Source organism: Siminovitchia terrae (assembly GCF_003605405.2).
GTDB lineage: Bacteria > Bacillota > Bacilli > Bacillales > Bacillaceae_C > Siminovitchia > Siminovitchia terrae.
The window spans coordinates 170,092-196,097 of record NZ_QYTW02000006.1 but is presented as its reverse complement, the minus strand read 5'-3'; the positions used below and the strand labels follow the sequence as shown (position 1 = coordinate 196,097).

The 26,006-nt window shown below is 40.5% G+C and carries 28 protein-coding genes; 25 read left to right on the top strand and 3 right to left on the bottom strand.

Annotated features, from left to right (window positions below; genetic code table 11):
• Positions 1-73: 73 nt before the first annotated feature.
• From D5F11_RS09110 to D5F11_RS09025, 19 genes are all read left to right on the top strand, one after another.
• Complete coding sequence (locus tag D5F11_RS09110; protein ID WP_120119289.1) at positions 74-1,243, top strand: S-layer homology domain-containing protein; 1,170 nt, start codon at positions 74-76, stop codon at positions 1,241-1,243.
• Positions 1,244-1,262: 19 nt separating this feature from the next.
• A complete protein-coding gene (locus tag D5F11_RS09105) occupies positions 1,263-3,344 on the top strand; it encodes a hypothetical protein (protein WP_120119290.1) in 2,082 nt (693 codons plus the stop codon).
• A 461-nt stretch (positions 3,345-3,805) separates the two neighbouring features.
• Positions 3,806-6,463 carry a hypothetical protein gene (locus tag D5F11_RS09100; RefSeq protein ID WP_120119291.1) on the top strand — a complete coding sequence of 886 codons (2,658 nt, stop codon included), beginning with the start codon at positions 3,806-3,808 and terminating at the stop codon, positions 6,461-6,463.
• A gap of 229 nt (positions 6,464-6,692) precedes the next feature.
• The gene (locus tag D5F11_RS26230; protein ID WP_185830595.1) at positions 6,693-6,869 is read left to right on the top strand and encodes a hypothetical protein; all 177 of its coding nucleotides are present in this window, start codon (positions 6,693-6,695) and stop codon (positions 6,867-6,869) included.
• A gap of 183 nt (positions 6,870-7,052) precedes the next feature.
• Positions 7,053-7,472, top strand: coding sequence for a hypothetical protein (locus D5F11_RS09095; RefSeq protein WP_120119292.1), 420 nt, complete (start codon positions 7,053-7,055; stop codon positions 7,470-7,472).
• A 28-nt stretch (positions 7,473-7,500) separates the two neighbouring features.
• On the top strand, positions 7,501-8,988 hold the full coding sequence (locus D5F11_RS09090; protein WP_120119293.1) for a hypothetical protein: 1,488 nt from the start codon (positions 7,501-7,503) through the stop codon (positions 8,986-8,988).
• A 42-nt stretch (positions 8,989-9,030) separates the two neighbouring features.
• Positions 9,031-10,971 carry a hypothetical protein gene (locus D5F11_RS09085; protein WP_245998160.1) on the top strand — a complete coding sequence of 647 codons (1,941 nt, stop codon included), beginning with the start codon at positions 9,031-9,033 and terminating at the stop codon, positions 10,969-10,971.
• A gap of 41 nt (positions 10,972-11,012) precedes the next feature.
• Positions 11,013-11,717, top strand: coding sequence for a flagellar assembly protein FlaJ (locus D5F11_RS09080; protein WP_120119295.1), 705 nt, complete (start codon positions 11,013-11,015; stop codon positions 11,715-11,717).
• Positions 11,718-11,740: 23 nt separating this feature from the next.
• Entirely contained in the window at positions 11,741-12,907 is a 1,167-nt protein-coding gene (locus D5F11_RS09075) for an ATPase, T2SS/T4P/T4SS family (RefSeq protein WP_185830594.1), read from the top strand.
• On the top strand, positions 12,904-13,767 hold the full coding sequence (locus D5F11_RS09070; RefSeq protein WP_120119297.1) for a type II secretion system F family protein: 864 nt from the start codon (positions 12,904-12,906) through the stop codon (positions 13,765-13,767). Before D5F11_RS09075 ends, D5F11_RS09070 begins: the two co-directional genes overlap by 4 nt.
• A 429-nt stretch (positions 13,768-14,196) precedes the next feature.
• The gene (locus D5F11_RS09065; protein WP_120119298.1) at positions 14,197-15,384 is read left to right on the top strand and encodes a flagellin; all 1,188 of its coding nucleotides are present in this window, start codon (positions 14,197-14,199) and stop codon (positions 15,382-15,384) included.
• 531 nt (positions 15,385-15,915) lie between these two features.
• Complete coding sequence (locus D5F11_RS09060; RefSeq protein WP_120119299.1) at positions 15,916-17,235, top strand: ERF family protein; 1,320 nt, start codon at positions 15,916-15,918, stop codon at positions 17,233-17,235.
• The gene (locus D5F11_RS09055) at positions 17,225-17,992 is read left to right on the top strand and encodes a hypothetical protein (RefSeq protein WP_120119300.1); all 768 of its coding nucleotides are present in this window, start codon (positions 17,225-17,227) and stop codon (positions 17,990-17,992) included. Before D5F11_RS09060 ends, D5F11_RS09055 begins: the two co-directional genes overlap by 11 nt.
• 52 nt (positions 17,993-18,044) lie before the next feature.
• Positions 18,045-18,665, top strand: a complete 621-nt coding sequence (locus D5F11_RS09050) for a single-stranded DNA-binding protein (RefSeq protein WP_120119301.1) — start codon at positions 18,045-18,047, stop codon at positions 18,663-18,665.
• 115 nt (positions 18,666-18,780) lie between these two features.
• Positions 18,781-19,485, top strand: coding sequence for a PD-(D/E)XK nuclease family protein (locus tag D5F11_RS09045; protein ID WP_120119302.1), 705 nt, complete (start codon positions 18,781-18,783; stop codon positions 19,483-19,485).
• 69 nt (positions 19,486-19,554) lie between these two features.
• Positions 19,555-19,935 carry a hypothetical protein gene (locus tag D5F11_RS09040; RefSeq protein WP_120119303.1) on the top strand — a complete coding sequence of 127 codons (381 nt, stop codon included), beginning with the start codon at positions 19,555-19,557 and terminating at the stop codon, positions 19,933-19,935.
• A complete protein-coding gene (locus tag D5F11_RS09035; protein WP_126646538.1) occupies positions 19,907-20,107 on the top strand; it encodes a hypothetical protein in 201 nt (66 codons plus the stop codon). Before D5F11_RS09040 ends, D5F11_RS09035 begins: the two co-directional genes overlap by 29 nt.
• Positions 20,108-20,138: 31 nt before the next feature.
• Positions 20,139-20,567, top strand: coding sequence for a hypothetical protein (locus D5F11_RS09030; protein WP_120119305.1), 429 nt, complete (start codon positions 20,139-20,141; stop codon positions 20,565-20,567).
• A gap of 397 nt (positions 20,568-20,964) precedes the next feature.
• Positions 20,965-21,177, top strand: coding sequence for a hypothetical protein (locus D5F11_RS09025; protein WP_120119306.1), 213 nt, complete (start codon positions 20,965-20,967; stop codon positions 21,175-21,177).
• 47 nt (positions 21,178-21,224) lie between these two features.
• Here the strand turns inward: D5F11_RS09025 and D5F11_RS09020 are convergent, their stop codons facing one another.
• The 3 genes from D5F11_RS09020 to D5F11_RS09010 form a co-directional block, all read right to left on the bottom strand.
• Positions 21,225-21,902, bottom strand: coding sequence for an SOS response-associated peptidase (locus D5F11_RS09020; protein WP_120119307.1), 678 nt, complete (start codon positions 21,900-21,902; stop codon positions 21,225-21,227).
• Between the two features lie 179 nt (positions 21,903-22,081).
• Positions 22,082-22,957, bottom strand: coding sequence for an IS3 family transposase (locus tag D5F11_RS09015; RefSeq protein WP_245998158.1), 876 nt, complete (start codon positions 22,955-22,957; stop codon positions 22,082-22,084).
• A gap of 11 nt (positions 22,958-22,968) precedes the next feature.
• A complete protein-coding gene (locus tag D5F11_RS09010; protein WP_120119627.1) occupies positions 22,969-23,262 on the bottom strand; it encodes a transposase in 294 nt (97 codons plus the stop codon).
• A gap of 133 nt (positions 23,263-23,395) precedes the next feature.
• Here D5F11_RS09010 and D5F11_RS09005 point away from each other — a divergent pair, with 133 nt between their 5' ends.
• The 6 genes from D5F11_RS09005 to D5F11_RS08980 all read left to right on the top strand — a co-directional run bounded on the left by D5F11_RS09005 (position 23,396) and on the right by D5F11_RS08980 (position 25,808).
• Positions 23,396-23,761 (top strand): hypothetical protein, encoded by a 366-nt coding sequence (locus tag D5F11_RS09005; RefSeq protein WP_120117173.1) that lies wholly within the window; start codon positions 23,396-23,398, stop codon positions 23,759-23,761.
• A 94-nt stretch (positions 23,762-23,855) separates the two neighbouring features.
• Positions 23,856-24,230, top strand: a complete 375-nt coding sequence (locus D5F11_RS09000) for a DUF2500 family protein (RefSeq protein WP_120117174.1) — start codon at positions 23,856-23,858, stop codon at positions 24,228-24,230.
• A gap of 116 nt (positions 24,231-24,346) precedes the next feature.
• Positions 24,347-24,691 carry a hypothetical protein gene (locus D5F11_RS08995; RefSeq protein ID WP_120117175.1) on the top strand — a complete coding sequence of 115 codons (345 nt, stop codon included), beginning with the start codon at positions 24,347-24,349 and terminating at the stop codon, positions 24,689-24,691.
• A gap of 3 nt (positions 24,692-24,694) precedes the next feature.
• The gene (locus D5F11_RS08990; RefSeq protein WP_120117176.1) at positions 24,695-25,150 is read left to right on the top strand and encodes a hypothetical protein; all 456 of its coding nucleotides are present in this window, start codon (positions 24,695-24,697) and stop codon (positions 25,148-25,150) included.
• On the top strand, positions 25,147-25,347 hold the full coding sequence (locus tag D5F11_RS08985; RefSeq protein WP_120117177.1) for a hypothetical protein: 201 nt from the start codon (positions 25,147-25,149) through the stop codon (positions 25,345-25,347). Before D5F11_RS08990 ends, D5F11_RS08985 begins: the two co-directional genes overlap by 4 nt.
• The gene (locus tag D5F11_RS08980) at positions 25,344-25,808 is read left to right on the top strand and encodes a hypothetical protein (RefSeq protein ID WP_120117178.1); all 465 of its coding nucleotides are present in this window, start codon (positions 25,344-25,346) and stop codon (positions 25,806-25,808) included. The genes D5F11_RS08985 and D5F11_RS08980 overlap by 4 nt, the downstream gene beginning before the upstream one ends.
• The last annotated feature ends 198 nt before the right edge of the window (positions 25,809-26,006 follow it).

Sequence of the window (26,006 nt, the reverse complement as noted above, 5' to 3'; positions counted from 1 at the left end):
GGTCAAGAGATCCTTTGACCCATCTAACTCGGCGAATGCCGAGAGACTATTTTACCATTAGGAGGAAAGCGAAATGAAGAAAAAGAAAAAACAAAGTGCATTATTTGTGGCGACACTTGCCGCGGCGGTTGCAATTCCATCCGCTGTTGCCCCGGTCCATTCCGAAGCGGCGAAGGAAAATAACGATTCAAAGGAATTACAGGTGGTGAATGTCAAGGCAACTTCTCCATTCAAAGATGTTTCGAAGTCGCATTGGGCATATGAAGCAATTCATGACATGCGTGATCAAGGAATCATCAATGGATACCCGGACGGTACATTCCGCCCATCCGAGAACATTACCCGTAAACACGTAGCAGCACTTTTGGATCGAGCGTTGCCATTAGAACCGGTACGGAAAGCGAAGGAGTTCAAAGATGTTCCAAAGTCGCACCCGTATCATGATGTTATTCAAAAGGTACAAATGGCGGGCATCATCGATGGGGATGAAAAAGGAAACTTTAACCCAGAAGCTCCATTGACTCGTGTACAGATGGCAAAAGTTTTGGACTTGGCATTCGGACTTGAAGTGAAGGCAGATTATGATTTCCCTGACGTTCCAACTACACATTGGGGTAATAAACATGTTCGTGCATTATACTCCAATGGAATTGCAATGGGGGATGGCGGCTACTACAAACCGAACAATCCGGTCACAAGGGCGCATTATGCGGCATTCTTGCAGCGGTTGATGAATTTGGACGAGGATTTTGAAGCAAAACCGATCGAACCTGTAAAACCAGAACCGAAGCCGGAGCCAAAGCCTGAACCAACGCCAAAACCGGAACAACCAAAGCCTGATAAGCCTGTTGATCCAAAGCCAGAAACTCCTTCAAAGGGTAGTACAGGGATTAAATACACAGACGTAAACCATTACAACGATATTCCACGTCCTTCGGGCTACGTACCAGGTGAACATACAAAGAAACAAAACGAAATTGTAGAAAAAATCATGAGCGAGAACGGACACGGATTCCGAGCGGCATTTTCAATTATGGAATGGGCCTATCCAGAAGGCTATTCATTGGAAGATAGTGTTCGATATGCTGCTTCGAACATCGGCCTTACGACAGATGAATTTGTCCGGATTATTAATCAGGTGATTGATACAGGTGAGGTCTATAACGGAAAAACGTTTACTGTTTTCTTTGACTTCAACAAAGGGCAGGTAAACACATCGGGAGTCCGTAACCATGCTGTGTGAATAAAGGAGGGAATTATATTTGAATAAACCTATTCAGAAAGTTGCCTCCGTGGTTTGTGCAAGTCTTTTGTTGACAACTACACTGTTTAGTAGTTTGCCAACAATTGCTAAGGCAGCTTCCGAACCAATCACCGATTCAATCACCATTACACTCAAAATGCCGGATACGGTTGGTGAAGGGTACGGAAGAGAACCAACTGACTTCAATACGATTTACCAGATGGTTCAGTCAGGAGGTAAGAGCCATCCCCAACGGACGGGATGGAGTGGAGCAACTTTTGCATGCAACAATTCAAAAGCCTATGATAAAGATGGAAATCGCCTGTACAACGATGATGGCAGTCCTGTCTCCCCTTGGGTTGAAACAGGGAGATACAATACAACAGATAGTCATGAAGGTCACAGTCCATCGAAATTCCGTAATGAAATTATTGAAAAATACAGTAAGGAACTCGGACAAGAGCGTGCAGAGGAACTCTATGATTTGGCGGTAAAGTCAGGAAAATTGCTTGAATATGATCCAAACTCTGAAATTCCGGCACGTTGGATTAACACGCCGCAAAACGCTCACCACGGTCCAACGGGACGATATGTCATCCACAGTGAAGATACAAGAACAATTGATTGTACGGATGGGCAAACCGCCTATTTCTATAATAATCTTGATTTCTTCATTACGATGACATTCGATGTAACGTGGGAAGATGAGGAAAATGGAACTTCTACCGGGGAAGCCTATTGGGAACTTCAAAGAACAAACCCAAATGCCCCAAGTGAACTGTATGCATACAGCGCGTTCGAAGTGCCATATGAAAAGCACGTGGCGGTTCGTAATGAGGAACATACCGTTACCATTGCAAGCAAGCATGTCCGGCAGAAAGGACCAATTCAATTCCATATGAATGCACAGGAAGCGAAAGGCGTCAGCATGAAATATGGATTTGGTTACGAATACACCAACAAAGAGATTGGTTGGGTCTGCACGGGGTCCGGGGAGGAACAAACCTGTGAATATGATTCAAGCCCGGATTGGAGGGCAGCCGAGGAATTTAATCTTGCAGGCTCCATTCCTGTCGATCATAAACAGGGCGATACCATCCGTAAAGATACAATTGAAGATGTAGTTGCGGAAAAGTTCGTCGTCGGTCGCCAAGACCTATGGAACGATTCAAGTAAGACATCGAAAGTGTTCCATGAAGAATGGAGTAAGGCGAGTAGCAATACAAACAAGTCACGATACGAACTAAAAACGCAATCTACATTGCCTATCTTACCGGGTGATTTGGAATATCAAGTTGAAGTACCTTCCGATGCTCATAAGGATGCTGGCTATAGAGTATTACGATCTGTTCTCACAAATGGTCACTATTATCCGGTGGATGTAGATGACAGTCTGAAAGCAGAATATGCGAATAATACAGGTGAGCCGGGTTATGATTATGCAATTCCATTGCAACAAAGCGTCATGAATGACAAGGGCATGAGCGGAAACAAACGGAAATTTGATTGGAAGTACGAAACGGATTTGTTCTTCACGACAAAACATACCGGATTCCAAACGGGTTATGGGTATGCAGCTGATGTGAAAAACAGCGTTGTGAACAATGTAAGTCTTCCATCACATTCTTCGCTAATGTCACAAGGAAGAAATCTTTCCGAAGCGGCATTTGCAAATAAAGTCGGGGAAGTTTATAAAGACGACATCTTATATACTAATCAAAACGAATTTGATAAGTTAAAACGGTATATGATTCCTGTAGATCCTGATTCCCCACTCGAACCCATGCAAGAATACAAGAACCACACGATTCTGAAAAACATGGGCCTTAGCGATTTAAAGGTGGAATTTGATCAGACGTTCACATTCGAGCGATTCCTGTTCGGATCAGGTGCGGATGACGTCTTCTACATCGAGCAAGTCGATACGCGGCAAGGCATCGGTTCAATGGAAAATGTGCATACGATTCTTATTCCTTATGAGGAAGTGAAGGAACTTGCACAAATGAAAATGAACCGGACGACAACGAAAATGCACAAGCTCCGGTTTGCAGACCGAGATTTCACCGATAAAGTAAAGGCAGTCCTTGAACTTGGATTGTAAGATAAGTAGAAAGCGTCTATCTTGAAGTTACTAAGATAGGCGCTTTTTTTGTTTATAGTATATTATTTTCCATCATAATGATACATACGCAACATCTGATCAGTGACATAAAAATTGCTTTGTGTTTCCATATGACCACTATCCACTCTAGGAAGAAAGTGAGAGCAAGAAAGGATAAAGGAATCAAAAAATGATAATACTGATAATTTAGTTTGAAAGCGCCTACAATATATGGTATATTTTATAAACAGAAGCGTAAAAAGGCACAACATGTTGTATTATGTAAATCCAAAACGGAAAAAGCGTTTCTTTTTTACCTTCTGAAATAGCCCCCACTAAGCGTTTAATAAACGTTTGGTGGGGGCTTTTTTGTTGTGCATGTCGATTTTTGTAGAAAAAGGAGGGTAGCCTATTTGTATTTTCATTTGAAAAAATTGATAAACAAGCAAGGAGGCTTTTAGATGAAAAACGAAAGGAGTTTTGTTCTAAAGTTTTTTCTGTTATTCGTTGTTTTAGGAATGCTTACTCTTCCTCTCTTTCATCCTATTGAAGCTGCTCTTTCAGATGGCAATGCTACGGGAGCCAATTTCAATCCGTTTGCGGTCGATTCTGCCGTCAAGAAAAATTGGAGAAAAACAAAGGGCGGGAAAGAATACCGTCCCGGAATAGGAAGAAAACTCGTCTACGATGTTTATTCTGGGGCTTCAAATGATCCCCTGAAACGGAGTTGGACCATCACGAAAGCGAACAAAGGGCGCGGATCGGAGTCCTTCCTTCAATTTTACGGTTGGAGTGTCATTGAGGGGAGGCAGCATCATAATCGTGATAATCAGGCAACGTATATCGTTGCTGTCAACCAACGGACAAATCAGGAAGTTATCGTGAAGGCGGAAATGACCAACCTTAATGCCGGGAAGGATATGGAGTTTGGGAAAACTTCAGCGACGGGACCGATTAACAACCTTTGTGGTAGCAGCGTTCGAAATGTGTCTTCCGATGTCTGCAACATGGAATACAAATGGGTCGGTTTCAAGGCTTGGCTCCCTCTTGATGAATTGTTTCCTGATCCTGATAAGGAAGAAGATTGGATTCTCTACATTGTGAAAAATGTGGACGGGCATATCGTCTACGATGAACTTATCATGCCGTTCGCCTTTGATCGTCTGGATTTCCTTAATGGTGAATTAAGTCTTGATAGCGGTGAGGATACGAACAAATTAGTGATGAATGCTGAAAACGTGATCCGCAGAGCTGTTCCGAGAGGGGTTAATCCAAGTGAGAACCGCAAGTATTTTGTGCAGGGTCAGACATATCAACGTGTGAATCAGGATGAGAGCACGGGTGTCGCTGTCTGGTATGGTGTGCGAAGTCCGCATGACGGTAATGCTGTACGGTGGACATCTTCTAGTTATTGGACGTTTGGAGGAACAACAGCAACTTTGAGCTATCGCTTAAAGAAAATAGATGTGATCATCCGGCATATTGATGCAGATACCGGAAAAATCCTCGGAACTGAAAAGGAAAAAGTTATCCTCAATCATGAGTTTGCGGCGAAGCCGAAAGGTTCAGGATTCTTCAAAGATAAAGACGGGAATCCATATGTCGCGTCCCCGACAAATCAAAGTTTCAAAGGAATCATAAAAAAGGAAATAACGATAGATTTTACGTATCGTAGATCCCTTCCTGACCCGAGCGAAAACTATGAAGAGAAGGGAACGACGGATGGACAAGCAGATGGGATTGCCTATTGGGAGCTGCGGCGGAACGATCGGTCGAGAGCAAGCGATGTGGCTGTAAGCAATCAATTCTCTATCACAGGGGAACACTATGCTGTTAGGAATCCAAAACATCACATTGATTTTGCAGGACGTTTCATAGAACAAAAGAATCCGATACAAGGTGTCGCAGCAGGATCGCTCGTCAAAGGAGACACCTATCAATACGGCTTTTCTTATGAATATACGAATTTCTATCGTGACAATTATGTGTGTATTGAGCAGCAGGGTAAGGATTGTTTCAAATGGCAGTTCAAGGATCGCACGCCTGTATGGGAGCTTGGAAAGACATTCGCAATTATGGATACATTTACGATGAATCATAGACAGGGCGACACTTTAAAACTTTCAACATTAGAAGAAGCCTTGAAACAAAAGTTACTTGTCGGGCAAGAAGATCGTTGGAATGGTGCAACTAAGCTTTCAAGAAAAGATTTCTTCGAACAGTGGCGGAAATCCCCAGATAGCAACTATCAATCAGAACACGTTTTGAAAACTCAATCGGCTATTCCTGTTTCAGTTGGCGGACTAATCTATGAAGTTTCGCTTCCGTCTGGTTTACACCTGACACCTTCATTCCATCCGATGAAATACGAATTGAGTTCCGGTTCTTTCTTTCCCCCGGATGTTGATGATAGTTTGAAGAAAGACTACATGAATACGACAGCTTACACGGAATACAAGTACATGTTCCCTTTACAACAAAATGTCATGACCGATAAGGGGAGATCGGAAAATACGAGGTCATTCAGCATGGACTACGTGGGTGATTTCTTCTTTATGGGGAAGCATACAGGCTATATTGTCGGCTACCCATATGCGGATGCGGCAAAAGAAGCGATTCTTGTGAATAAGGAATCTCCATCCTTTTCGATGGTAACAATTGAGGGCATAACAAAACTTCTTTTGAACTTTGAGCGCGAAACAGGATACCGTTTGGTCGATGATGTCCTTTACACAGATACGGACAGCAAGGATAACCGGGAGAAATTGCAACGTTATCAGTTGCCGGTGTCGCCAGATTCCATTCTACATCCGGGCCAGCAATACCGAAATCATATTGTCCTTTCTAATTTGGGGTTAAGTGATGCCACGTTCCGATTCGACCAAACATTTCAATTTGAACGGTATTTGTTCGGGTCAGGAGCAGATGACGCATGGATAATCGAACAAGTGGACTCACGAGTTCCAGTCAATCCCGAAGAAGTTCATACCGTGATTATCAAATATGACGATTTGAAACGTATCGCCCAGGAAGAAGGGAAACGGCCAAAAGAGAGGATACACCAGTTCCGATTGCTTGATCGGGCTTTTAAAGATAAAATTTCCGATTTGTATCACTAATGATTTTTCTATGTTTCTTTTTGCTCTCTGTAGACTTTTCGTAGACTTTTTATAGACTTTTTGTAGACTTCGCTAGTCTTGGAGCTTGGTATTATTAAGTCACAAGGAAGACAGCGGCAAACAAAACGTGAAACTTCCTCGTACAACCAAAATATTTTGAAACAAGCAACTCGGATCGGATGATTCCTTTATGGCGAGTTTCAAAGACTAACAAAAGGAGGGAAAGCTATTGGCAGAGCATAAGGGAGCCATCACATTACTCATCGCAGTTCTAATGCTATTCGCTGTATGGGTATTCTTCGGAGAAAACTACATTTCTCCAATCCTTACAGACATCGGCGAAGGATTCAAAGGTATGGTAACAAATGTCTTCACTGACATTCCGAAGAATCCAACACAGCCTTGATAGGTTCGGAAAATACCCACTATCCTAAAGCAACACTATTAGATGATCTTTCATTTTCGTAATCACAATCTCATCTGTACCCCTAGTCTTTGCCCCTCCCTTTGGTGAGGGGCATTTTTAAAAAAAGCGCTTTTTTTAAAAAGAACAAAGAACAACAAAAATTTAAAAAGGGAGGGAGTGAATATGAGCACTCCTTTTAAATGGTTTGTCATTTCCGCAACAGTAGGCGTTGTTGTCTTTTTTATTGCCTATCGCGGACTTGTTCAAAACTCGGCTACAACTACGACATCCGAAATCGAAGTGTTGGCTGAAAGTGTAAGTGCCGGCATCATCCGTGGAGAAGTGGAAGAAGGCGGAGACGGTTTCCTTCATTTTGATAAGGAAGAACTTGTCGCAAACCTTGTCGCCAATGTTTCTACAGCACAAAAGACACTCGGATTTGATGTGAAACTTGACTATGTATTCCTCGATAATCAGGGAAACGTGACAGAGGACGACAATCTAATCCGCGGCATCCAGTTTCGGGTGCAGTATGTGGATGATAAAGGGGAAGTAAAAGCGACGGCGGAACGAAGGCTCGCGCTCAACTACCCAAGCAATTAATAAGCAACAGAAGGAAGGAGGCGAAAACATGTCTCAAATGAAGTCAATGTTGCTCGCGATGTTGTTTTTTGTTGGATTTATAATTCCTGGGTTTCTGTTGTTTTTCATAGACAGCACGAATCAAAACGCATTCCTTAAAACAACAAAGGAAATTACTGAACTGGTCAAAGAGGATGCAGGAGTCAGCGATCGAGTAAAGTCGGTGGTAAATGACTACAAAGCAAAAGGATACACTATCTCGTTCACTAATCAGCACGGGCAACCAGTAAACGGTATCGCGAACTACGGAGACACAATTCAGGTCCATTACCAATACACATTTAAAAGTGTATTCAAAGATCAGACACTTGAATCATCCAATAAAGTATTCATCTTAAAACGCAATGGAGAAAATAGACCGGGTTGGGAAAATGGTGGAGAATTACAACCCCGTTCTGTCGTGAAACTCACAACCGAATCGAAGAATGCCACTCACGAAGAAACTTTTGTCATTCCCGGTATGACGCAATTGAAAAGTGTCACATCAAATACAGGGTCCGTCGAAGTCGTGAGAGTCGAGGGGAACCGTGTCACGGTGAGAGCGACAAATGGATCGCCAAGTAAGAAGGTTCAAACTGGTGGAACGGTCATGGCTGATGACACCAAAATTGTGACGGATTCGATTGTAAAAACAAAAGCTTCCGATCTTCCCAATAGCAAAGAGTACAGTCAGGACGGCTATGAAGGAACCCTCACTCGTCATGGTGAGATGAAAGTGAAACAAACTGGCGGTGAGTATATCCCTGCCCAAACCAAAGAAGTAGGTAACCAAACATCCCCTAATTATTCCGATAGCGAAGGGTTCAAGGGAACGTTGGAGCGTTATTTGCATAGTGGAAAATACACGCCGGAACAAAGCAAATTTGTAACAGGGCAAACTTCTGCTCATTATTCTGATTCAGAGGGTTATAGAGGGACGCTTTCTCAATACGTAGCAAGTGGTAGTTACTCGCCGGGTGATACAAAGTATTTTCATGGTAATGGCTATGGATTTATTGGTTATACAAAATTTCAGGTTCGTGAGTGCGGGAATTACAAAGGTTGTCTTTTTTGGTCATATGATGGATTCGAAGAAGCTTGGTTAGTTGACTATTCAGATGAATTGGGATATGAGGGGAGATTGGTTCCAATTAAAACTTACCCGCCGAATTACTCGGGTTTCTTCAATGAACTTCCAAGAGACAATTATTACTTAGGTAGAACCATCCAATTCCCTACTTATGGAAACTATTATGCACCCGGTTTTATTACCAAACCTGGATATGATACTCGTGTATTCCGTTATCAAGGCATAGTAACCAAACCTGCTGAAGACACCCGTGTATACCGTTATGGCGGCAAAGTAACGAAACCTGCGGTTGATACAAGAACCTACGAATATACACAAGAATACAAAGGGACGGCAACCAAGAAAGGATTGGATACTCGTACCTATGATACTTATTATCAGTATCGCTTGACGTTCGAGTATGAGTAAATCTACTAATCTACAGGAAGGAGGAAAATCAATTTGTCACAAATGAAGTCAGCGTTGTTTGGGGCTTTGTTCTTCATTGGGCTCATTGTTCCGGCACTTTTGATGTTCGGAATTGACAGTTTGCATCAAAACGCCTTTGCTAAAGTAACGAAGGAGATCACAGAGCTTGTTCAGGAAGACGCCGGAGTTAGTGACCGGGTGAAATCCGTTGTTAATGATTACAAACCAAAAGGCTATGTGATTACATTCAAGGATCAATTCGGACAAGCAGTGAACGGAATAATGAACTATGGCGATACCGTATATGTAAATTTCAAGTACACCTATAAAAGTGTGTACAAAGACCGAACGATTGAATCTACGAATAAAGCCTTCATTGCAAAACGGAATGGTGTAAATCCGCCGGGATGGTCTGGTAGTGGAGGAAATAATGGTGGAAACACTGATGGTGGTGAACTGAAAACTTTCACGGCCAAAACTACATTATCCGGTAATTCAACACAAGAGCAAACTTTCATCATACCGAATATGAAACAGTTGCTGCGAGTGACTACTAATACAGGATCGGTCCAAGTAGTGAAAGTGGATGGAAACCGCGTGACCATACGAGCATCTGGTGGTTCCGTGAAGGAACGTGTCCAGACAGGTGGTAGTGTAAAAGCGGATGAAACAAAGATCGTGACCGACAAGGTGGTTAGTACAAAGTCATCTGAAATTCCAAACAGTATACCCTATAACAAGGATGGATTTGTTGGAACGCTTACTAAAACAGGAGAAATGAAAACAAAGCAAACGGGCGGTGAATTAATTCCTGGTGAAACAAAGGTCGTCGGAAATCAAACTTCACCTAATTATTCCGATAGCGAAGGATTTAAAGGCACATTGGAACGCTATGTTCATAGCGGAACGTACACCCCTCCACAGAATAAGTTTGTGACAGCGCAAACTTCGGCCAACTATTCGGATGCAGAAGGGTACAGAGGTACACTGTCGCAGTATGTTCATAGCGGTAGCTATACTCCCAAGGATACAAAATGGGTAACGAATCAAACATCGCAGAACTACAACTCCGGAGGATATAGAGGGGTATTGGATAGATATAAGTATGGAGAAATTACGATACCCGGGCAGAGGGAATATAAATATCAAAGGATTAAGATGTATAAAGGTATAACAAATACAAACTACGGTTATACAATGAAAAATGTTATACCAGATACCATTGCCATAAAGGATTACCCGGTATTATATGATGAGTTTAAAGATTTCCTTATGGGAATTCACAATGGGCAGTTGTCAAGAGAGCACTGTACGGCTAATTTGGACCCAATATTCCCATGCGTAGATGTGGACGGATATTATGAAAAGAAAACAAATATTCGGGTACAGACTAACCTCAAAAACGTGTGGGGGGCACATAGGTTTAGTTCCTGGGTATGGAATGACTTGAACAACGGGATAAAAACACTTGAGGATTTGAGAAACTCACTCGGTTATTTTGAGAGCACATCCGTTATCGATAGGGAAGTTTTGGTAGATACAGGTTCAGGGTATCCGAGTTTGCTATATTATGATGACGGTATGGGAACAACAGGATTCTTAAAACCAGATTGGCATACAATTCAAAAATTGGTAAGCCATAGTTCCGGTGGATGGCAAGCCAGTAGTCACTATATAGTTACAGAAATGGGATATGTGGGTTACGTAACAAAGCCGCAGACTACACGAACAGAATATAGGTATCAGGGGTATGTAACGAGACCGGAAGAAGATACAAGGATTTATCGTTACCAAGGCACAGTAACAAAACCTGCTGTAGACACTCGCGAATACCGCTACGGTGGAACGGTTACTAAAGGTGGTAGTGACACTCGCACATATGAATATACCCAAGAATATAAAGGGACCGTTACGAAAAAGGGTGAAGATACCCGAACCTATGAAAATCGCTATCAATATGATCTGTTATTCGAATACCGTTAAAAATCAAGTTTGAAAGATTTATAGAAAAGGAGTGAGAATGATTGTTCTTCGAATTGATAAATGAAAGTAGGCTGAATGAACATTTAGCCTACTTCAAAAAAGAGAAAAAGGATTTCTTGAAAGTCCGTATCCTCTACGGAATTATCCTTACACTCATTGCTGCAATGATGATTTATATGATGGGAAATCAATTATATTATTTAGCGTTACCTGTGCTATTTGTAATTGGTTTTAAGTATCCCTACTACAACATTGTGAAAAACAAACGCCGGATCGACAATGACAATTCATACCTGTTCCCGGAGTTTCTCGGAAGTTTTATTGGTTTTATACCTTCTTCCGGGAACGTTTATCAGACGCTTGTTGCTACGCTGGCATACACGAAAGAACCATTGCGTACGGGACTTGAGGAATTAATCGCGAAAATTGAGGACGATAACCGACGGGAACATTATATGGATTTTGCAGATTATATCGATACAAACGAAGCGTACATGGTCATGGATATGATTTATCAGTTTAGTGAATTTGGAATCAAAAAAGAACCATTGAAAGAGCTGGAACGATTCGTAATGGATTTGGAATCAAATAAGCAAGAAGAAGTCATCACGAAAAAAATGAATGATATGGAGTACCTTGGTTTCCTCCCTATCTTCATTTCAATGTATCTGGTCATGGGTTTCCTTGTCGTCATGATTATTAAATTGTTCGGACCAGTCATGGGAAGTTTGAATATTGGTGGATAAAAAATAGAAAGGTGTGAATGCTTTTGTACAAAGACAAAGAGTTTATTGAGGAACGGGCAAAACAGATTTTAGAGAAAAGTTTCTTGCTTGAATATTTACAAGATGAAGGGATCACGGACATCAACTTTGATGGAGTAAAGTTGTCGCTTAAACACAATCAAAAAGGGTCCATTAATCTGGACAAACATCCATCTATTGAGGAAGTCCGAAAACTTATTAAGCAGATCGCAGACCTTCAAAATGACGAATTAACTGTTGCAAATCCAATCTTAGATACGGATTTTGGATATTTGCGTCTTAACGCTCAACACGAAGCGATCAGCCCTGATGGAATGACATTTTCATTTCGGGTTTCAAGGCCAAAACTGGCAGTGAAGTCTATTGCGGAATCAGTAATGAGTGAAAATCCAATCATTCAAGAATCGGTGGAACAATTGCTTGCTGTGCTAATCCAATCAAAAACAAATATCATCATTAGTGGAGCTACAGGTTCTGGAAAAACAGAATTACAAAAGTTGTTAGTCAAATACATTGATGACAAACAGCAGATTTATCTTATTGAAGATACGCGGGATAGTCATATCAAAGCATTGTATCCCAACAAAAATATTAAAAGTGTTCAAGTGTTAATGTCTGATGAACGGCAAAAGAAAATCACTCAACAACTTCTCGTTAAGTCAGGACTTCGTAACTTACCAGATTGGCTTATTGTATCGGAAACCCGTGGTGCGGAAGCTGCGGACATGCTGGATGCAGCCAAGACCAACCATGCACTGATTACAACACTCCACGCAAAAGGTGCAATGAATATCCCGTCCCGGTATATGTCGATGGTTCGACAAAGCGGCTCCTATTCGAATATGAGTGATACACTGATCGCCAATGAATTAATTGAGTTTTTACCAATCGGTGTCCATCTTGATGTTAGGGAAGAGGAAGGCGTTGGGGTTATTCGGGGTATTAAGGAAATTGTTGAGTTTACTGGATTCCACGATGTACGGGGAGCACAGGGGAATTATTTATATAAGAAAACTAATAAATATAATCGAAAAACGAAGGAGTACGAACTCACGGAAGAAACAAGCCCTCTGACAGAAAATTTACTGTCGAGATTAGAGGACGCGAAACTTTATCATTTGATTCCTGAATTGTACCTCCCGAAAAATAAGGAAGGAGTGCTTGCGGTATGATGTTTGGAGGAAACGGTGCTGTGAAGGAAGAAAAGAAAAGACGTTCCAAAAAGCCCAAAAAACAAAAGAATACAAGATCCCCTGCGGCTGGTCTGGAAAAAGAACCGATTTCGAAACGTCTGAAACAATTCTGGCATAGCTTTTATAGCCTGTATTCACCTGTTGAATTAATTGTGTTGTTTCTTGTCTTTTTCGGTGGGAACACGGCGTATATTTATTATTTGACCAAGGAACCGTTTGTCAGCGTAGTATTTGGAACGGTCGGTCTTGTATTCTTCTTCCTAGTTTTTTCATATAAAGATCGGAAATTGAAAGCCTATCAGAACAACCTGCGGGATTTATTGAAGTATGTCAACAACATGAGTTTCCTCCTTCATTCAGGCGAGAACGTTATGCGTTCACTTCAAGCATCTATCGATTCTGTTAATCCTGAAATTGGGAAAGACATAGAGAAGACGGTTGAAATTTTGAAGGAAGATACGGTGATTGATACATCACATTTCGAAAAGTACGATTTCCCTTCGCTCAATCAGTTTCATCAAAACCTTGCAGTCAAATATGATCGCGGGGGCGATGCGAAAGAACTGTTCGATCTGATTCAAAGGCGCATGGTAAACGAAGTGCAAAAAAGAGACAAACTGCTCAAAAAGCGAAAAGGCATGAAAATGAACATTCTGTTCATGGTCGGAATGGTGCTTGCGATCGCTGTCATGATGGCGTTTATGCTGCCGAATCTATGGGCTGATTTCCTCACATATAAAGTGGCGAGTGGTTTCATCATTTGTTCGTTCTATGTAATGAATCTGGTCCTAATGCATTTCATGCAGAAGAAAGCGGTCGATATTTCCGTCCGCCTATGAGAAAAAATAAGCGGTTACGCATAAGAAAGGAGAGAAATGGAATCGTCGCAAGTGTTCAAGCCCTGCCAGTAGTCCGGGGATTGCCTGCTGATTGGTTCTGCCATATTGCTGTTAAATACTGAAATGATCGAACTCCGGGATTTTGTCAATGGTGAGTTGACAATTCAGAATGTCCCATATGTGGCACAGTTCGAGGGAGAGTCCAAGATATTTTATCTGCCTGCCTTTGTCCTGTACCACTTATCAATAATCACAATGCGTATGCAAAGTGAATGTGTTTATGTAACTGACTATTTCCATGCGAAACGGCATCCTCTCAAAACGGCAGGATGTCCATAAGACGAAAACGGGCTTCCTTGCGAGATGGGGAAGTCTTTCTTCTACAAGTAAATTATATATAGTTATTCAAAAGGAAGGAGCAAATGCTAATTGTATATCAGTAGAGGGTATGAAAGCCAAGCGAAATTAATGTTGCATCAGATGAATATGGCAAACGAAAGGGCTTTTGTTCATAAGTCACGAATTACTTCGGGAGATTCTTTCAAAGGAAAAATAGATAATCCTGTCGACGTATTAAAAGCGAGTAGGGCAGAAGCAGTTATGCGAGGGAACCAGATGGCTCAACGAAATATTCAAGACGCCTTATCGTTTTTGGAAGTGAAGGAAAGTGGTTTGTCCAAGATGGACAGCTTAGGTCAAAGGCTTCGGGAATTGTCGATTCAATATGAAAATGATACCCTGCATTCTAATGACCGAGCTGCTATCCAGAAGGAAGCCTTGTCTCTCTTGGAGGAAATGGATTATACAATCAAGAATACCACCTTCAATCAAAAGAATGTATTTGGTGAGGATCCTGTGTACATACAAGCAGGTGACCGTTCGGGGGATACGCTAATCATCGAACCTCTACATTTTAACGATGCTGCGAATGTGTTGAAGGAAATTGCAAATAATTCATCAGAAGAAACAAACCCTTCCAATTCGATTAAAGTGACAGAGAAAACGACAACTATAACGGAAGAGCATAACAAAATAGTTGTGAGCGGCGATTTCGAATACGAGCGAGAACATTCGACCGAAAAGAATACGAGTGAATGGCTTTCAGAAAAACTTGGCGGGCTTCTAGGCGGTGTGTTGGAAATTGTAAGAAAAGCAATCTCGAATGGAGAAAAAAGCGATTGGAAGGAAAGACTGACGGGAGGATATGAAGTCGTCGTTGAGTCATCCAAAACAACCACCGAACACACGGAAACAATAACGGAGTATCCAAGCACTGAACAACAACCGAAGGAAGAGTTGGACAGTGATAAGGAATCTGAAAATCCAGTTATGAATCGTTTGTTGAGTACAGATTTTATTGATACTTACATTTTGAAACCAATCGCAAAGGCAAGGGCAGGAGTAGGTATTCAATCCAACCGATTCGAACATCGTTTGGATTCGGTTATAGAAGAGGGTTATCAAGCAAGGAATCACCTTAATCGTATTCGAGATACGGACATAGCAAAAGAAATGTTAGAAATGACAAAACAGCAAATGTTGGCAAGTGTGAATGCGAATATGCTGACTCGTGCTATGGATGAGCATCGAAGTCGTATAATCGGATTAATCTCATAGCATGACAGACTTAAAAGAAGAGGGAATGTGGAACCTTCTTCTTTTTTGTTACACGGATTGAGTATAAAAAATACATTTTTAGTTGAAACGGGTAGGTGAATTTGCTACAATACATATATATCATTTATCTTTAAGTCACTATTCCAGTGAAAGTCGTTACATTCTTGCTTTTGCAGGAAAGATTCGACACAAAATCTACGCCTTTTGATTTCGTTACAGAAACGTTAGGCAGACGAAGTATCGTCAAAAGATTGCATTTGCATACTACTTTCAGTTTGATATTCACGCTTACGAAAAGAAAAATACCTCTCTTTCGGAATAGCGTAAATATATAAAGTCGATTGTTTCCTTCGGGATACATCGGCTTTTTTGTGTTTTGAAAATAATTAAAGGAGTGTTGCCATGTAGGAAGATGTCTACAAAATGCGTTTTGTTGTGAATGGTTTTGTGTGAAGGTCGGGGATCGCGTATTATGCTTCATCGGCTTTTTTTCTTTTTAAAAATATGAATAGACAGGGAGATTGATTCAAAATGACTTTCATTATCAAAAGCGATGTACAGCCGAATGAAAAATCAAACATCATTCAAAAATTGGTGGAATTGCGGAAAACCGTAACCTACCTACAAAAGGATTCTCGTGGTCCACAGTTCCAATACGTCAGTTCTTCCGCCGTTCTTGGTGCATTACGCGAGAAGATGGATGAACTCGGACTGATGCTGTTTCCACGTGTAGTTGGTAAAAAGTGCACGGTCACAGTCGATTCAAAAGGCCGGAACAACATTTTCACCGAACTTGACATTGATTTCACTTGGGTCGATCAAGAATCATGGGATCAGGTTGTTATTCCGTTCTATGCGCAAGGAATTGATCTTGCGGGTGAAAAGGGAGTGGGGAAAGCTCTCACATACGCGGAAAAATTCTTCCTTTTGAAACAATTCAATATCGCCACGGATCAAGAAGACCCGGACAGTTTCCAGAACAAGATCGATCATTCCGTTCCGCGTTTTATTAGCAAGGAACAGGTTGCCGAACTTGATGGATTCGCACGGGAAATCAGTCAGTTGCGGAATGTTCCGTTCGACAGTGTGCTTGCGACATTGAATGCGAGAAGCCTTGATAAAGTGCCGGTAGAGCAGTATTTCGGAGTACGTGACCAGTTGCTGATGATGCTGCATGGTGCACGACAGGCTAAGCAAGGTCAAACTGCCCCAAATACGCAGCCTGCTAATCAGGACAATCCCCAGAATCAACAAGGGGCAAACATGCAGCCGGGACAGGAGCAAACAGCACCAGAAGCTAATGTCGTAAAAGGCGCATTCATCGTGCGTAATTATACGATAGATACTAGCCCACAAAAGATTCAGTTTGGAAAGCTCGAAGTTGTAAGAAAAGATTCGGGTGAACCATTAAGTGTTCTTGTAAAGGATAATGAACAATTGATGAATTCCCTAAACGGAGTGGAGCCTAATACAGAGTTACAACTTGTAATGAACGTACAAAATGGGTTCTATTTCCTTCAAAGCTATTTAGGGAATGTAAGTGGCAACGTACAACAAAACCAAACGGCCCAGCCGGAAACCAATGCTGCACCGCCACAAACGAATGAAAAACCGTTCCATTCTTTCGTGATAAATGGAGTAGAGCGCGGTACTGCATCTGGTAATGTTCCATATGTGAAATTGTTTGCAACTCCTTTTGGTAGCCAAGATGAAATCATTATCATCGCAAACGACTCACAAGTGGTCCAAGCAACGGAAGGTTTCCAGCAAGGAATGCAGGTTTCCTTACAGACGCGTCAAGAAAACGGATGGACATACCTTGTTGGCGTAGGTGCTCAACATGCTTCCTAAGATTTTGGATGTTGCAGAAGAAAACGGCGTAACTATTAAGCCGAACACCTATGGTAAAAAACAGGTTCTTTGTAAATGTCCATTTTGTGAGGAAGACAGTAAGCCGGGCAAGGCAAAAAAGTTCTACCTTTCCCTGAACACAGATGAACAGATTTTTCGCTGTTGGTACTGTGGGGAATCCGGTGGTGTCCTTCAATTTGAAGCGAAGCTGACGGGTTTGTCATATGAACAGGTGAAGGAAAAACGGTTAGGAAAGCTAAGGAAACCTTTTCATCCAGCGGAACGTCTTAATCCGAAACAGTTAGATGCAATTGGATGGAGAGACAAAAAGCGTAAGGATCGCAAGGCGTTTATAAAAAGCCGGGAAGAGGTGTTTCGTGACTGGCAGGAATATGAGTATACCGAACTTGTCGGATTATTTGCAGAGTTCACGGTGATCGCATTTCTTGATAAACCGAAGGAACGGCATGAAGAATTGCTTAGCTATCTCATAGATCGAACGAAAGCGAAACAAATTCATATGGGCTTTCCGCGGTTGCTTGAAGAGTATGTAAAAGATGAACCATTCCGATCCGATTGGGCAAGGGAAGGTACAGCTCTCGCACGAATGGCGTGGAAGGCTTGTTATCAAACACATGATTTCGAACTTGAAAAGATCGTGTTGTATGTTCCATTCTTTCATTATCAATGGAAAAGGGAACGGGCCAAGCTAAGAAAGAAAGGTTTTAATCAAAAGCAGATGGTTATCACGCAATAGGATAGCCCTATTGTGAATTTATAAAACTATAAAATATGAATGGAGAGATTTTATTATGAACACAGTAAACTTGATTGGCAGACTTACGAAGGACCCGGAACTAAAATACACGCCAGCAGGCAAGGCAGTTGTGAATTTCACGCTTGCAGTCAATCGCCCGTTTAAAAATCAAAACGGCGAAAATGAAGCGGATTTCATCATGATTCAGGCTTGGGGCAAGACGGCGGAGAACACAGCAAACTTTCTTAGTAAAGGAAGTCAAGCTGCGGTTGTTGGCAGAATCCAAACTCGCAACTATGAGAATCAGCAAGGACAGCGTGTATATGTGACGGAAGTCGTTGCCGATAACGTCCAATTCCTCGATCCGAAAAGCAATGGACAAGGACAGGGACAGCAGAATCAAGGTTACAGCAACCAGAATCAACAACAGCAAGGTTACAATCAAAATCAACAGGCCTATAACCAAAATGGTTTCAATCAAAATCAACAAGGATACAATCAAGGCGGTCAGGGTTATAATCAGCAGAATCAAGGTTATAATCAACAACAGCCAAACCAAGGACAAGGTTATGGACAAGGTGGTTTCAACCAACCGCCACAAAACGGAGGATTTAGTGATCCGTTTGCAAATAACGGACCGATTACTGTATCGGATGATGACTTACCATTTTGAGAAATTGATTGCGTAACATGAAAGCCGGACTTCTTAGAGGTTCGGCTTTTCTTTTTTAGTGGAGGTTTTCTAAAAAACGGGCTATTAGCCAAAGGTAAAGCGAAGGTGAAGAATTATGATTTTCTCCTTTTCTCGTTTGAATTTATATGAAAGCTGCCCGTACCGTTTTTTCAAAAAATATGTATTGGGCTATGAGGAACCGATAACGTTGCCCCTTGCGTTAGGGAAGGCGGTTCATAAGGCGATAGAAGATAAAATCAATGGTGTGCAACATAGAGAAGCCATATTAAACGGTTTGATTGAAGCGGAGTTCCATCCAGAAGTGACAGCAGAAGACGTTTCATTTCTTGCTTCCCGCTCAAATGCCAAACCCGGCATGGGAAAGACAGAAATTTATTTTAAATTGCCTTTAGATGATACGGAAAATGCCCCTCTGCTGCAAGGCTACATTGATTTAGTCTTCAATAGAGGAATGGCTATTACGGATTGGAAGACCAACCGGGTTCCGTACCATGTGCTCGACAATCATCAAGTCGGGTTGTATGCCTGGGCAATGAGTGAGTTATATAATGCACCACATGTCATCGGTACGCTTTATTTCCTTCGGTTTAGGAAAAGAAGCAGTCATTGTTTTATGCCTGCCGATATGGAACAGGCAAGACTTTGGGCGTTGGGATTGGCAAATGAAATCAATGCGAAACTGGAATTGTACGGAATGTTACCGGAGGAATTCAAACGTATTTTTCCTGCAATTCCATCCAGCCATTGCCGCCACTGTCCGTTTGCCAAAGAATGTTTACGGACATTTTCCGCTGTTTGAAGCGGAAACCTTTCCGGGTAAAGGACGTTCCTATTTGTGAATTGAATATAAAAAAGGAGTCGATTGAAAATGGAAAACAGAATCAATAAAATCATCGAAGGCGTCAACGCCGGAGAAATTAGGCTAAAGGATGACATCGATCCGAGGTTTAAAGCATTTGAATACATGGATGGTCCAGACGACCTTTACATCGTCCATTATGCAGACGCGAAAATCAGTGACGATGCGGATGAAGAACGGTCGATCGAAGTCCTCTTCTCGGAACGTACACACGTGAAAGAAATTCGGAAGAAAATCTATAACGCCGAAAATTCCGGTGCTGAATACGAGAAAATTGTAGCTCTCGAAGCGGAGTTATTGGACGCTTTTGGAAATGAATATGGTGATCAATTCGACTATGATCAGGTGGCCGGATACTTGATTGATGGTGGGGAAATTGTTTGGTGTTAGTACACCAGAAGGCGGACTGTCCGTAATGGACAAACAGCCATCAATGAAGATAGACACGCTGCTTAACGGCAGCGTGTTTTTGATAAAAGGAATTGTGATGCGCGTCCATCCAAGCCATCGAGTCATTGCAAGCATTGCCCTTTTGCAAAAGACTGTTTGCGAACATTTGTAACCATTTAAATTTAGAAATGGATGTATGTAATATGAAATGTCAAAAGGAAGATCCACTATATAGGAATTTGGTGGTAGGGGAATATAAACTTGTATTCCCTGCCAATCTATTGCGAAGGACAAGGGTTCTCGATTACTGGCTATCGGAAACGGTTAACCGTATTGGCTGTCTTGATAACTTTCTGGAAGACTATCAGAATGGCAGGGTGCAAGAAGAAGTAGTCTTGCTCTACGATCGGACAGACGGTGTTGTCAATCCCGTTTCACTTGTCTTACGTCCAAGAGAAGAGGGTGCTTTTATCAAATTAGATTTAGTGTTGCGTTGTGTTAAAGAAGGACATGTCAAAGATCGTGTATTCAATTTGACGCACGATTCAACAGACGTTATTTTGAATGCCTTTTTCAAGATGTTAAGAGAAATGTCTGAACATCACCAAAGATCAAGGATCATCTCGGCTTGATACACGTCCGTTATGATAATCCCAAAAAGGAGAGTTGGAAAATGTGTACTTGTGAAATATGTGGAGTTAAATATGAAGAAGGAACGATGCACTATGACGATACTTGTGATAAATGTGCAAAAGACAATGGGATTTTAGATTGATATATAGTTGACACGCTGCGAAAGTGGCGTGTTTTTATTTTGAAAGGAAACCTATTTGGTTAAGCTGCGTCCTTAATAAAAAACGAAGCTTATGAGAAAGGGCGAGAGGGATGGAGAGGAAAGGTATTTTGAAGAAATTAAAATATCAGTTTATTGGAGTTATCATGTCGGGTGCATTATTTCTTTTGTTTTTCATCTGGGGCTTGATTGTAAGCAATGCTCAATAGAAATAAATTGTGAAAGGATGGATAAAGGTGCTTGCAAAAATAGCGATTTGGTATTTAAGAAAAACAAAAAAATCTGTTTTGATTGGGTTTGAAATAAAAGATGGATATTTGAGGTCACTAAATAATAACACCTTAACTTATGACAACCATTTGGTAAATGTTGATTATCGAACTCGTGACGATAAACCGTTGTTGTTGCCGGAAGGAAAGTTTTCAATTTCTCGTAAGGATAATGCTTAGCAAGAATAAGACCATACATTAAGAAGAAATAAGGGGAGGACGCTCCCCTAACAAATTTCACGAATTAATTCGATTGAATTATTCTTTGGTGAATTAACAAGTTCAGATACTTTGTATGCTTCCATTAAATTTTCAGGTAAAGGTGTTAATAGGTGATTTAAATAATCTGTATCTTTAATTGTTTTATCAAGCCAAATCGATTCCTCTTCGGGCTTTAAAATAACTGGCATTCGATCATGAATGTCCTCAACAAGTTTATTTGGTTTTGTAGTAATTATGGTACAGGAATGGATCGGCTCACCAGAAGGGGATTGCCAAGTTTCCCAAAGTCCGGCCATAGCAAATAAATTGTTCGATTTTAACTTAATACGCATAGGCGTCTTTGTTTTATCGTCATGGCGTTTCCACTCATAAAAACTATCTGCAAGGATTAGGCAGCGTTTGTTTTTGTATGGACTTCTGAAGCTCGGCTTTTCTGTTAGGGTTTCCGCACGGGCATTGATCATTTTGTATCCGATCTTTATATCTTTTGCCCACGGTGGGATTAGACCCCATCGTAAGAAACCAAGTCGATTTTTAGAGCCATCGTTGATAACTGCCACTACGGATTGTGAAGGAGCTACATTATAGTTAGGGCTGTATAAGCTTTCATCAATCATCTGCTCTATATCAAAGCGATCTATGATTTCATCAAACGAAGCCGTAAGAGTGAATCTACCGCACATAAAAATCACCTCTACAAATTTTGTATATTGTATCAAAGTTGGACTTTAGTCAAAAAAATGGACACCTTAGTTGATCACTTTAATAAAAATGAAATGCCTACCGCGCTTCGCTTGCTGTGGCTTTAGATATGAAAAGTTGAAGTGCGTAACTTTTCATATCTAAAACCTAAATGGGTATTTTATGAGATATTCTGAGCCTGCCCAGCATCATATAACCTTTCATAATTGTTAGGCGAACGGTAGTCTTGAGCTGAATGCTTTCTTCTTTCGTTGTAAAAGTGGCTAATGTAATAATTAATTGCTTTAGTAGCTTCGTCTCGTGTATTAAATCGTCGTCTGTATATTAATTCCTTTTTGATAGTCGCATGGAAGGATTCGATGCAGGCATTATCATATGGGTTGCCTTTCCGACTCATGCTTATTTCTGCTTTGAGTTCCTTTAATTCATGGATGTAATCACTGGAGCAGTACTGAGATCCTCGGTCTGAATGATGTATCAATCCTTCTTCGGGTTGGCGTGTTGTTATAGCCATTCTAAGGGCACTTATTGCTAGCTCTTTCTTCATGTGAGCTGCTTGCGACCATCCTACAACTTTCCTTGAAAATAAATCAATGACAGAGGCTAGATAGAGCCATCCTTCAAGTGTCCAAACATAAGTGATGTCCGTCACCCAGACTTTATTAGGCTCGTTTACTCCGAACTCTTGATTGAGCAAATTAGGATAAATATGAAAGTCGTGATTAGAGTCTGTTGTCATGACGTATTTTTCTTGTGGGATGGCCCTTAGACCCATCTTCTTCATAAGACGAGCCACTGTTTTTCGGGAAACAACATATCCATGTTCTATTAAGTCATCATGGATTCTAGGACTCCCATAAGTCCCGTAACTCTCATGGAAGAACTGACTAATTTTTTGTTTGATTTCTTCCCTTTTTTTCTCCCGCTCAGTTGCTGCACGTCCCTGATTGCCAAACCAATTGTAGTAACCACTTTTTGAAACCCCCAATATTTCACACATCCTCACAACAGAGTATTCATCTTGGTGAGCCTGGATGAATTCAAACTTTATCCCTGGTTTTTCGTGAAGATGTGCATGGCCTTTTTTAGGATTTCGTTTTCCTCCATAAGCTTCTGTATTTCTTTGTCTCTTTGCTTTAAAGCTTTTTCATGTTCGGAAGGTGTTATATATTTCTCGGGCGATTTTTTTTCTTTTGTTTTCTGTTTATAATTTGAAACCCAGCGATGCAATGTTCCATAAGGGATTTCTAACTCATAGGCAACTTCACGCATCACTCTTCCTTCCTCAACAACTAATTTTGATACATAGTCTCTGTACTCTTGATTGTGATGCTTCCCCATAATGAACACGTCCTTTTAATTGTTAAGTAAATTATAAATGATCATTCTCATTTTTGCGTGTCCATTATTTAGACTACATCAAAAGTTAATCAGAAATTCAAAATTTCATACACTTAAAAAGGAGTGACTTGTTTTGCTTCATTTGTTCTCTGTTTTATTGGTCTGTGGAGTGGTTTTGATTGGATTAGGTCTGACTTTCAACAAAGCTACACGTATTGCGAGCTATTTTGTATCCGTAGGTTTGATATTAGTCATTGTCAATGGAGGACTCTTAATCTATGAGCATGAAAATCAGAAAGAAGAAAATATAAAAGAGTTTATTGTTGAAGAAGCGAATCGTAAATATAGCACTTCAGATGCTCATGTAACAGAAAAAATTAATGATAAAAAATTCGAAGTCGTAGCAGGAAATAAAATTTTCCATGCCTATATTAGCGAGAGAGAAGATTCAAATGTGAAGTTTTTGGAAGTAGGGACTTTTAAAGAGCAAAAGGATTGAAATTTGCACGTTGCTAATGGCAACGTGTTTTTTGTTGGAAAGGAACCTTCTTCGGTAGGTTTCGTTCTAATACATAAAAAAGGGGGGCGTTTGAATGAGTGAATCAAATGGAGGAATATGGCTTCTTTTAATATCGTTCCTTTTACTGACATTTGTCGGTATTAATGTGTTTTTAACGATGAAAGACCAATCTGAACATGAACAAGCATTAAAAGAAGGGATCGAAACGGAAGCATTTGTCATTGATAAAGAGAAAAAAACTACCACAACGATGGTGTCTACAGGTCAGGTAATGATCCCTAATACCACCGTTCATTACCGTTTAAAACTATACGCCTTGAAAAATGAGTACAAAATATCAGTCAGTAAAAAACTATATGATCAAGTGGAACAAGGAGATTACTTAGCGGCAAAGGTGTATAAGGATAGGATTATTTTATTGCAGGAAGAGAAGAGTGAGGGTAAATGATGACAAGTTGTAGGGTTTGACACATTGCTGATTGCAGTGTGTTTTTTAATTGAGAAGGAACCTGTATTGTTTATTTTCGTCTTTATAAGAAATCAGAAAGGGAAGGTGTGTTTATTATGAGTGAAAGGCTAATTGTGCTCTACCTGATTGCATTTGCATTTATGGTGTTTGCTGGATTTCTAATTTATGACGGAATAAAGGCGAAACATGAAGAACAAATAGCTTTAGAAACAGGAGTTGAAACAGAAGCCTTTGTCATTGATAAAAAGAAAATATCTCAATCGTTCGGTCAAATTTCTTATTTTGTTCAGTTGTATGCACTAAAAAACGAGTACGAAATATTGGTCAGTAAAGAACTGTATGACCAAGTGGAGCAGGGGGATTACTTAGCCTCGAAGGTGTATAAGGATCGGATTGTATTATTGAATGTTGAAGCTGTAGAGAGAGGAAAGGAGTTATAAGATATGACTCCTTTGGAACAATACAATTCAGAAAATAAAAAATTGAAGAGGATGATATATTTATTTTCTGTTTGCTTTTTGGTTCTCCTGTTAATAGTCATCTTGAAATTGAACGGAGTTATAGGTGAATTAATGTTTTGGATTCTTGTGAACACAACTGTGGGCATATATATTTGGTTCTTATCTAAACGGGTGACTCTATTAAATCATGTTTATGAAAATCTAAAGTCTTTTCAAATGATTTTAGTACAAACGGAAATGGAGAAATATACCAACAGTCAAAGCACCTTCCTCCTACGAACCACAGAAATGAAGAATTTTAGAAAGTATAAATTCTTTGATAATGAAGCAGAAATGTTTTACGAAGTTTGGTTGGATTTGCGAGATAATTCCTTTGCACAGATCATTCGATATAAAGGGCAAATTCTTGAATTAAGCAAGGAGGAACAAGTCTCGTGAATATAAGAAAGTTGTTAGGATTCCAAGAATATCAAGTGGAAATCCGTTGGGAGAAATCCGGTGAGAAACAAGTCGTATTTATCAAGGCAAGAAATGATGTTCACGCTATTATAAAAATAAGTAAAAAATACGATGTTGTTGGTAAAGCCAGGATGGTTGTAAAGGAAATGAAAACTAAAAGGAGCAAAAATATATGAACCTGAAAAACAACTTTGATTTGTATGAAATCAAATGGAGAGGGAATTTGATTAGATATTTAGGGATGCAATTTCTTTGTCTTTTAGTCATAGCGTTTATAGTAGTCGTATGGGCGTTCGAGGGGGTAGTAACCTCTAAATCTTTTAATATCTATGTTGTGCTTGCTTCTGTTTTTATCTTTGGCGGTTTGTTCATCTACCTCGAACACCAAAAAGAAAAAAGGAATAAAGCTCTAAAGGAAACTTTTCTCGAAGAGATACAGGATGCTGTAAAAATGGAGATTGTAAGTTTGTATGAAGAAGATAGAGAGTTCTTGGAAAATGTTTTGTCGTTGGATTCGCTGCCGGAAACTCTTCATATGGTAAGTCATAAAACAAATTCAATGTACATCTGCTTTATTAAAAGGGATTCAGGTGACGTCACAATAAGGAAGGTAGCTACTTTCATATCCCCTGCATAACATGAAGACATCGGAGGGTAAACAATAACAACCAGCCCCTTCCTAAAACTCTTGTAATTTCTATGCCCATTTGTTACACTCTATGTATATAATTATTTGAAAGCTACACAATTAGTAGAAGTCGTCATACCTTGGTATTTCTTTTCTAAGGAGATTCGGCATAAATTCCGTACCCTGACATTTTCGTTTGAGAAAAGC

What these genes read in the sequence shown, in the direction of transcription:
- D5F11_RS08995 (WP_120117175.1), top strand. Translation starts at nt 24,347, where the DNA reads ATGAGTGAAAGGCTAATTGTGCTCTACCTGATTGCATTTGCATTTATG.
- D5F11_RS09000 (WP_120117174.1), top strand. Translation starts at nt 23,856, where the DNA reads ATGAGTGAATCAAATGGAGGAATATGGCTTCTTTTAATATCGTTCCTT.
- D5F11_RS09085 (WP_245998160.1), top strand. Translation starts at nt 9,031, where the DNA reads ATGAAGTCAGCGTTGTTTGGGGCTTTGTTCTTCATTGGGCTCATTGTT.
- D5F11_RS08980 (WP_120117178.1), top strand. Translation starts at nt 25,344, where the DNA reads ATGAACCTGAAAAACAACTTTGATTTGTATGAAATCAAATGGAGAGGG.
- D5F11_RS09055 (WP_120119300.1), top strand. Translation starts at nt 17,225, where the DNA reads ATGCTTCCTAAGATTTTGGATGTTGCAGAAGAAAACGGCGTAACTATT.
- D5F11_RS09010 (WP_120119627.1), bottom strand. Translation starts at nt 23,262, where the DNA reads ATGGGGAAGCATCACAATCAAGAGTACAGAGACTATGTATCAAAATTA.
- D5F11_RS09040 (WP_120119303.1), top strand. Translation starts at nt 19,555, where the DNA reads ATGGAAAACAGAATCAATAAAATCATCGAAGGCGTCAACGCCGGAGAA.
- D5F11_RS09045 (WP_120119302.1), top strand. Translation starts at nt 18,781, where the DNA reads ATGATTTTCTCCTTTTCTCGTTTGAATTTATATGAAAGCTGCCCGTAC.
- D5F11_RS09090 (WP_120119293.1), top strand. Translation starts at nt 7,501, where the DNA reads ATGTCTCAAATGAAGTCAATGTTGCTCGCGATGTTGTTTTTTGTTGGA.
- D5F11_RS09020 (WP_120119307.1), bottom strand. Translation starts at nt 21,902, where the DNA reads ATGTGCGGTAGATTCACTCTTACGGCTTCGTTTGATGAAATCATAGAT.
- D5F11_RS09095 (WP_120119292.1), top strand. Translation starts at nt 7,053, where the DNA reads ATGAGCACTCCTTTTAAATGGTTTGTCATTTCCGCAACAGTAGGCGTT.
- D5F11_RS09030 (WP_120119305.1), top strand. Translation starts at nt 20,139, where the DNA reads ATGAAATGTCAAAAGGAAGATCCACTATATAGGAATTTGGTGGTAGGG.
- D5F11_RS09070 (WP_120119297.1), top strand. Translation starts at nt 12,904, where the DNA reads ATGATGTTTGGAGGAAACGGTGCTGTGAAGGAAGAAAAGAAAAGACGT.
- D5F11_RS08990 (WP_120117176.1), top strand. Translation starts at nt 24,695, where the DNA reads ATGACTCCTTTGGAACAATACAATTCAGAAAATAAAAAATTGAAGAGG.
- D5F11_RS09060 (WP_120119299.1), top strand. Translation starts at nt 15,916, where the DNA reads ATGACTTTCATTATCAAAAGCGATGTACAGCCGAATGAAAAATCAAAC.
- D5F11_RS09110 (WP_120119289.1), top strand. Translation starts at nt 74, where the DNA reads ATGAAGAAAAAGAAAAAACAAAGTGCATTATTTGTGGCGACACTTGCC.
- D5F11_RS09100 (WP_120119291.1), top strand. Translation starts at nt 3,806, where the DNA reads ATGAAAAACGAAAGGAGTTTTGTTCTAAAGTTTTTTCTGTTATTCGTT.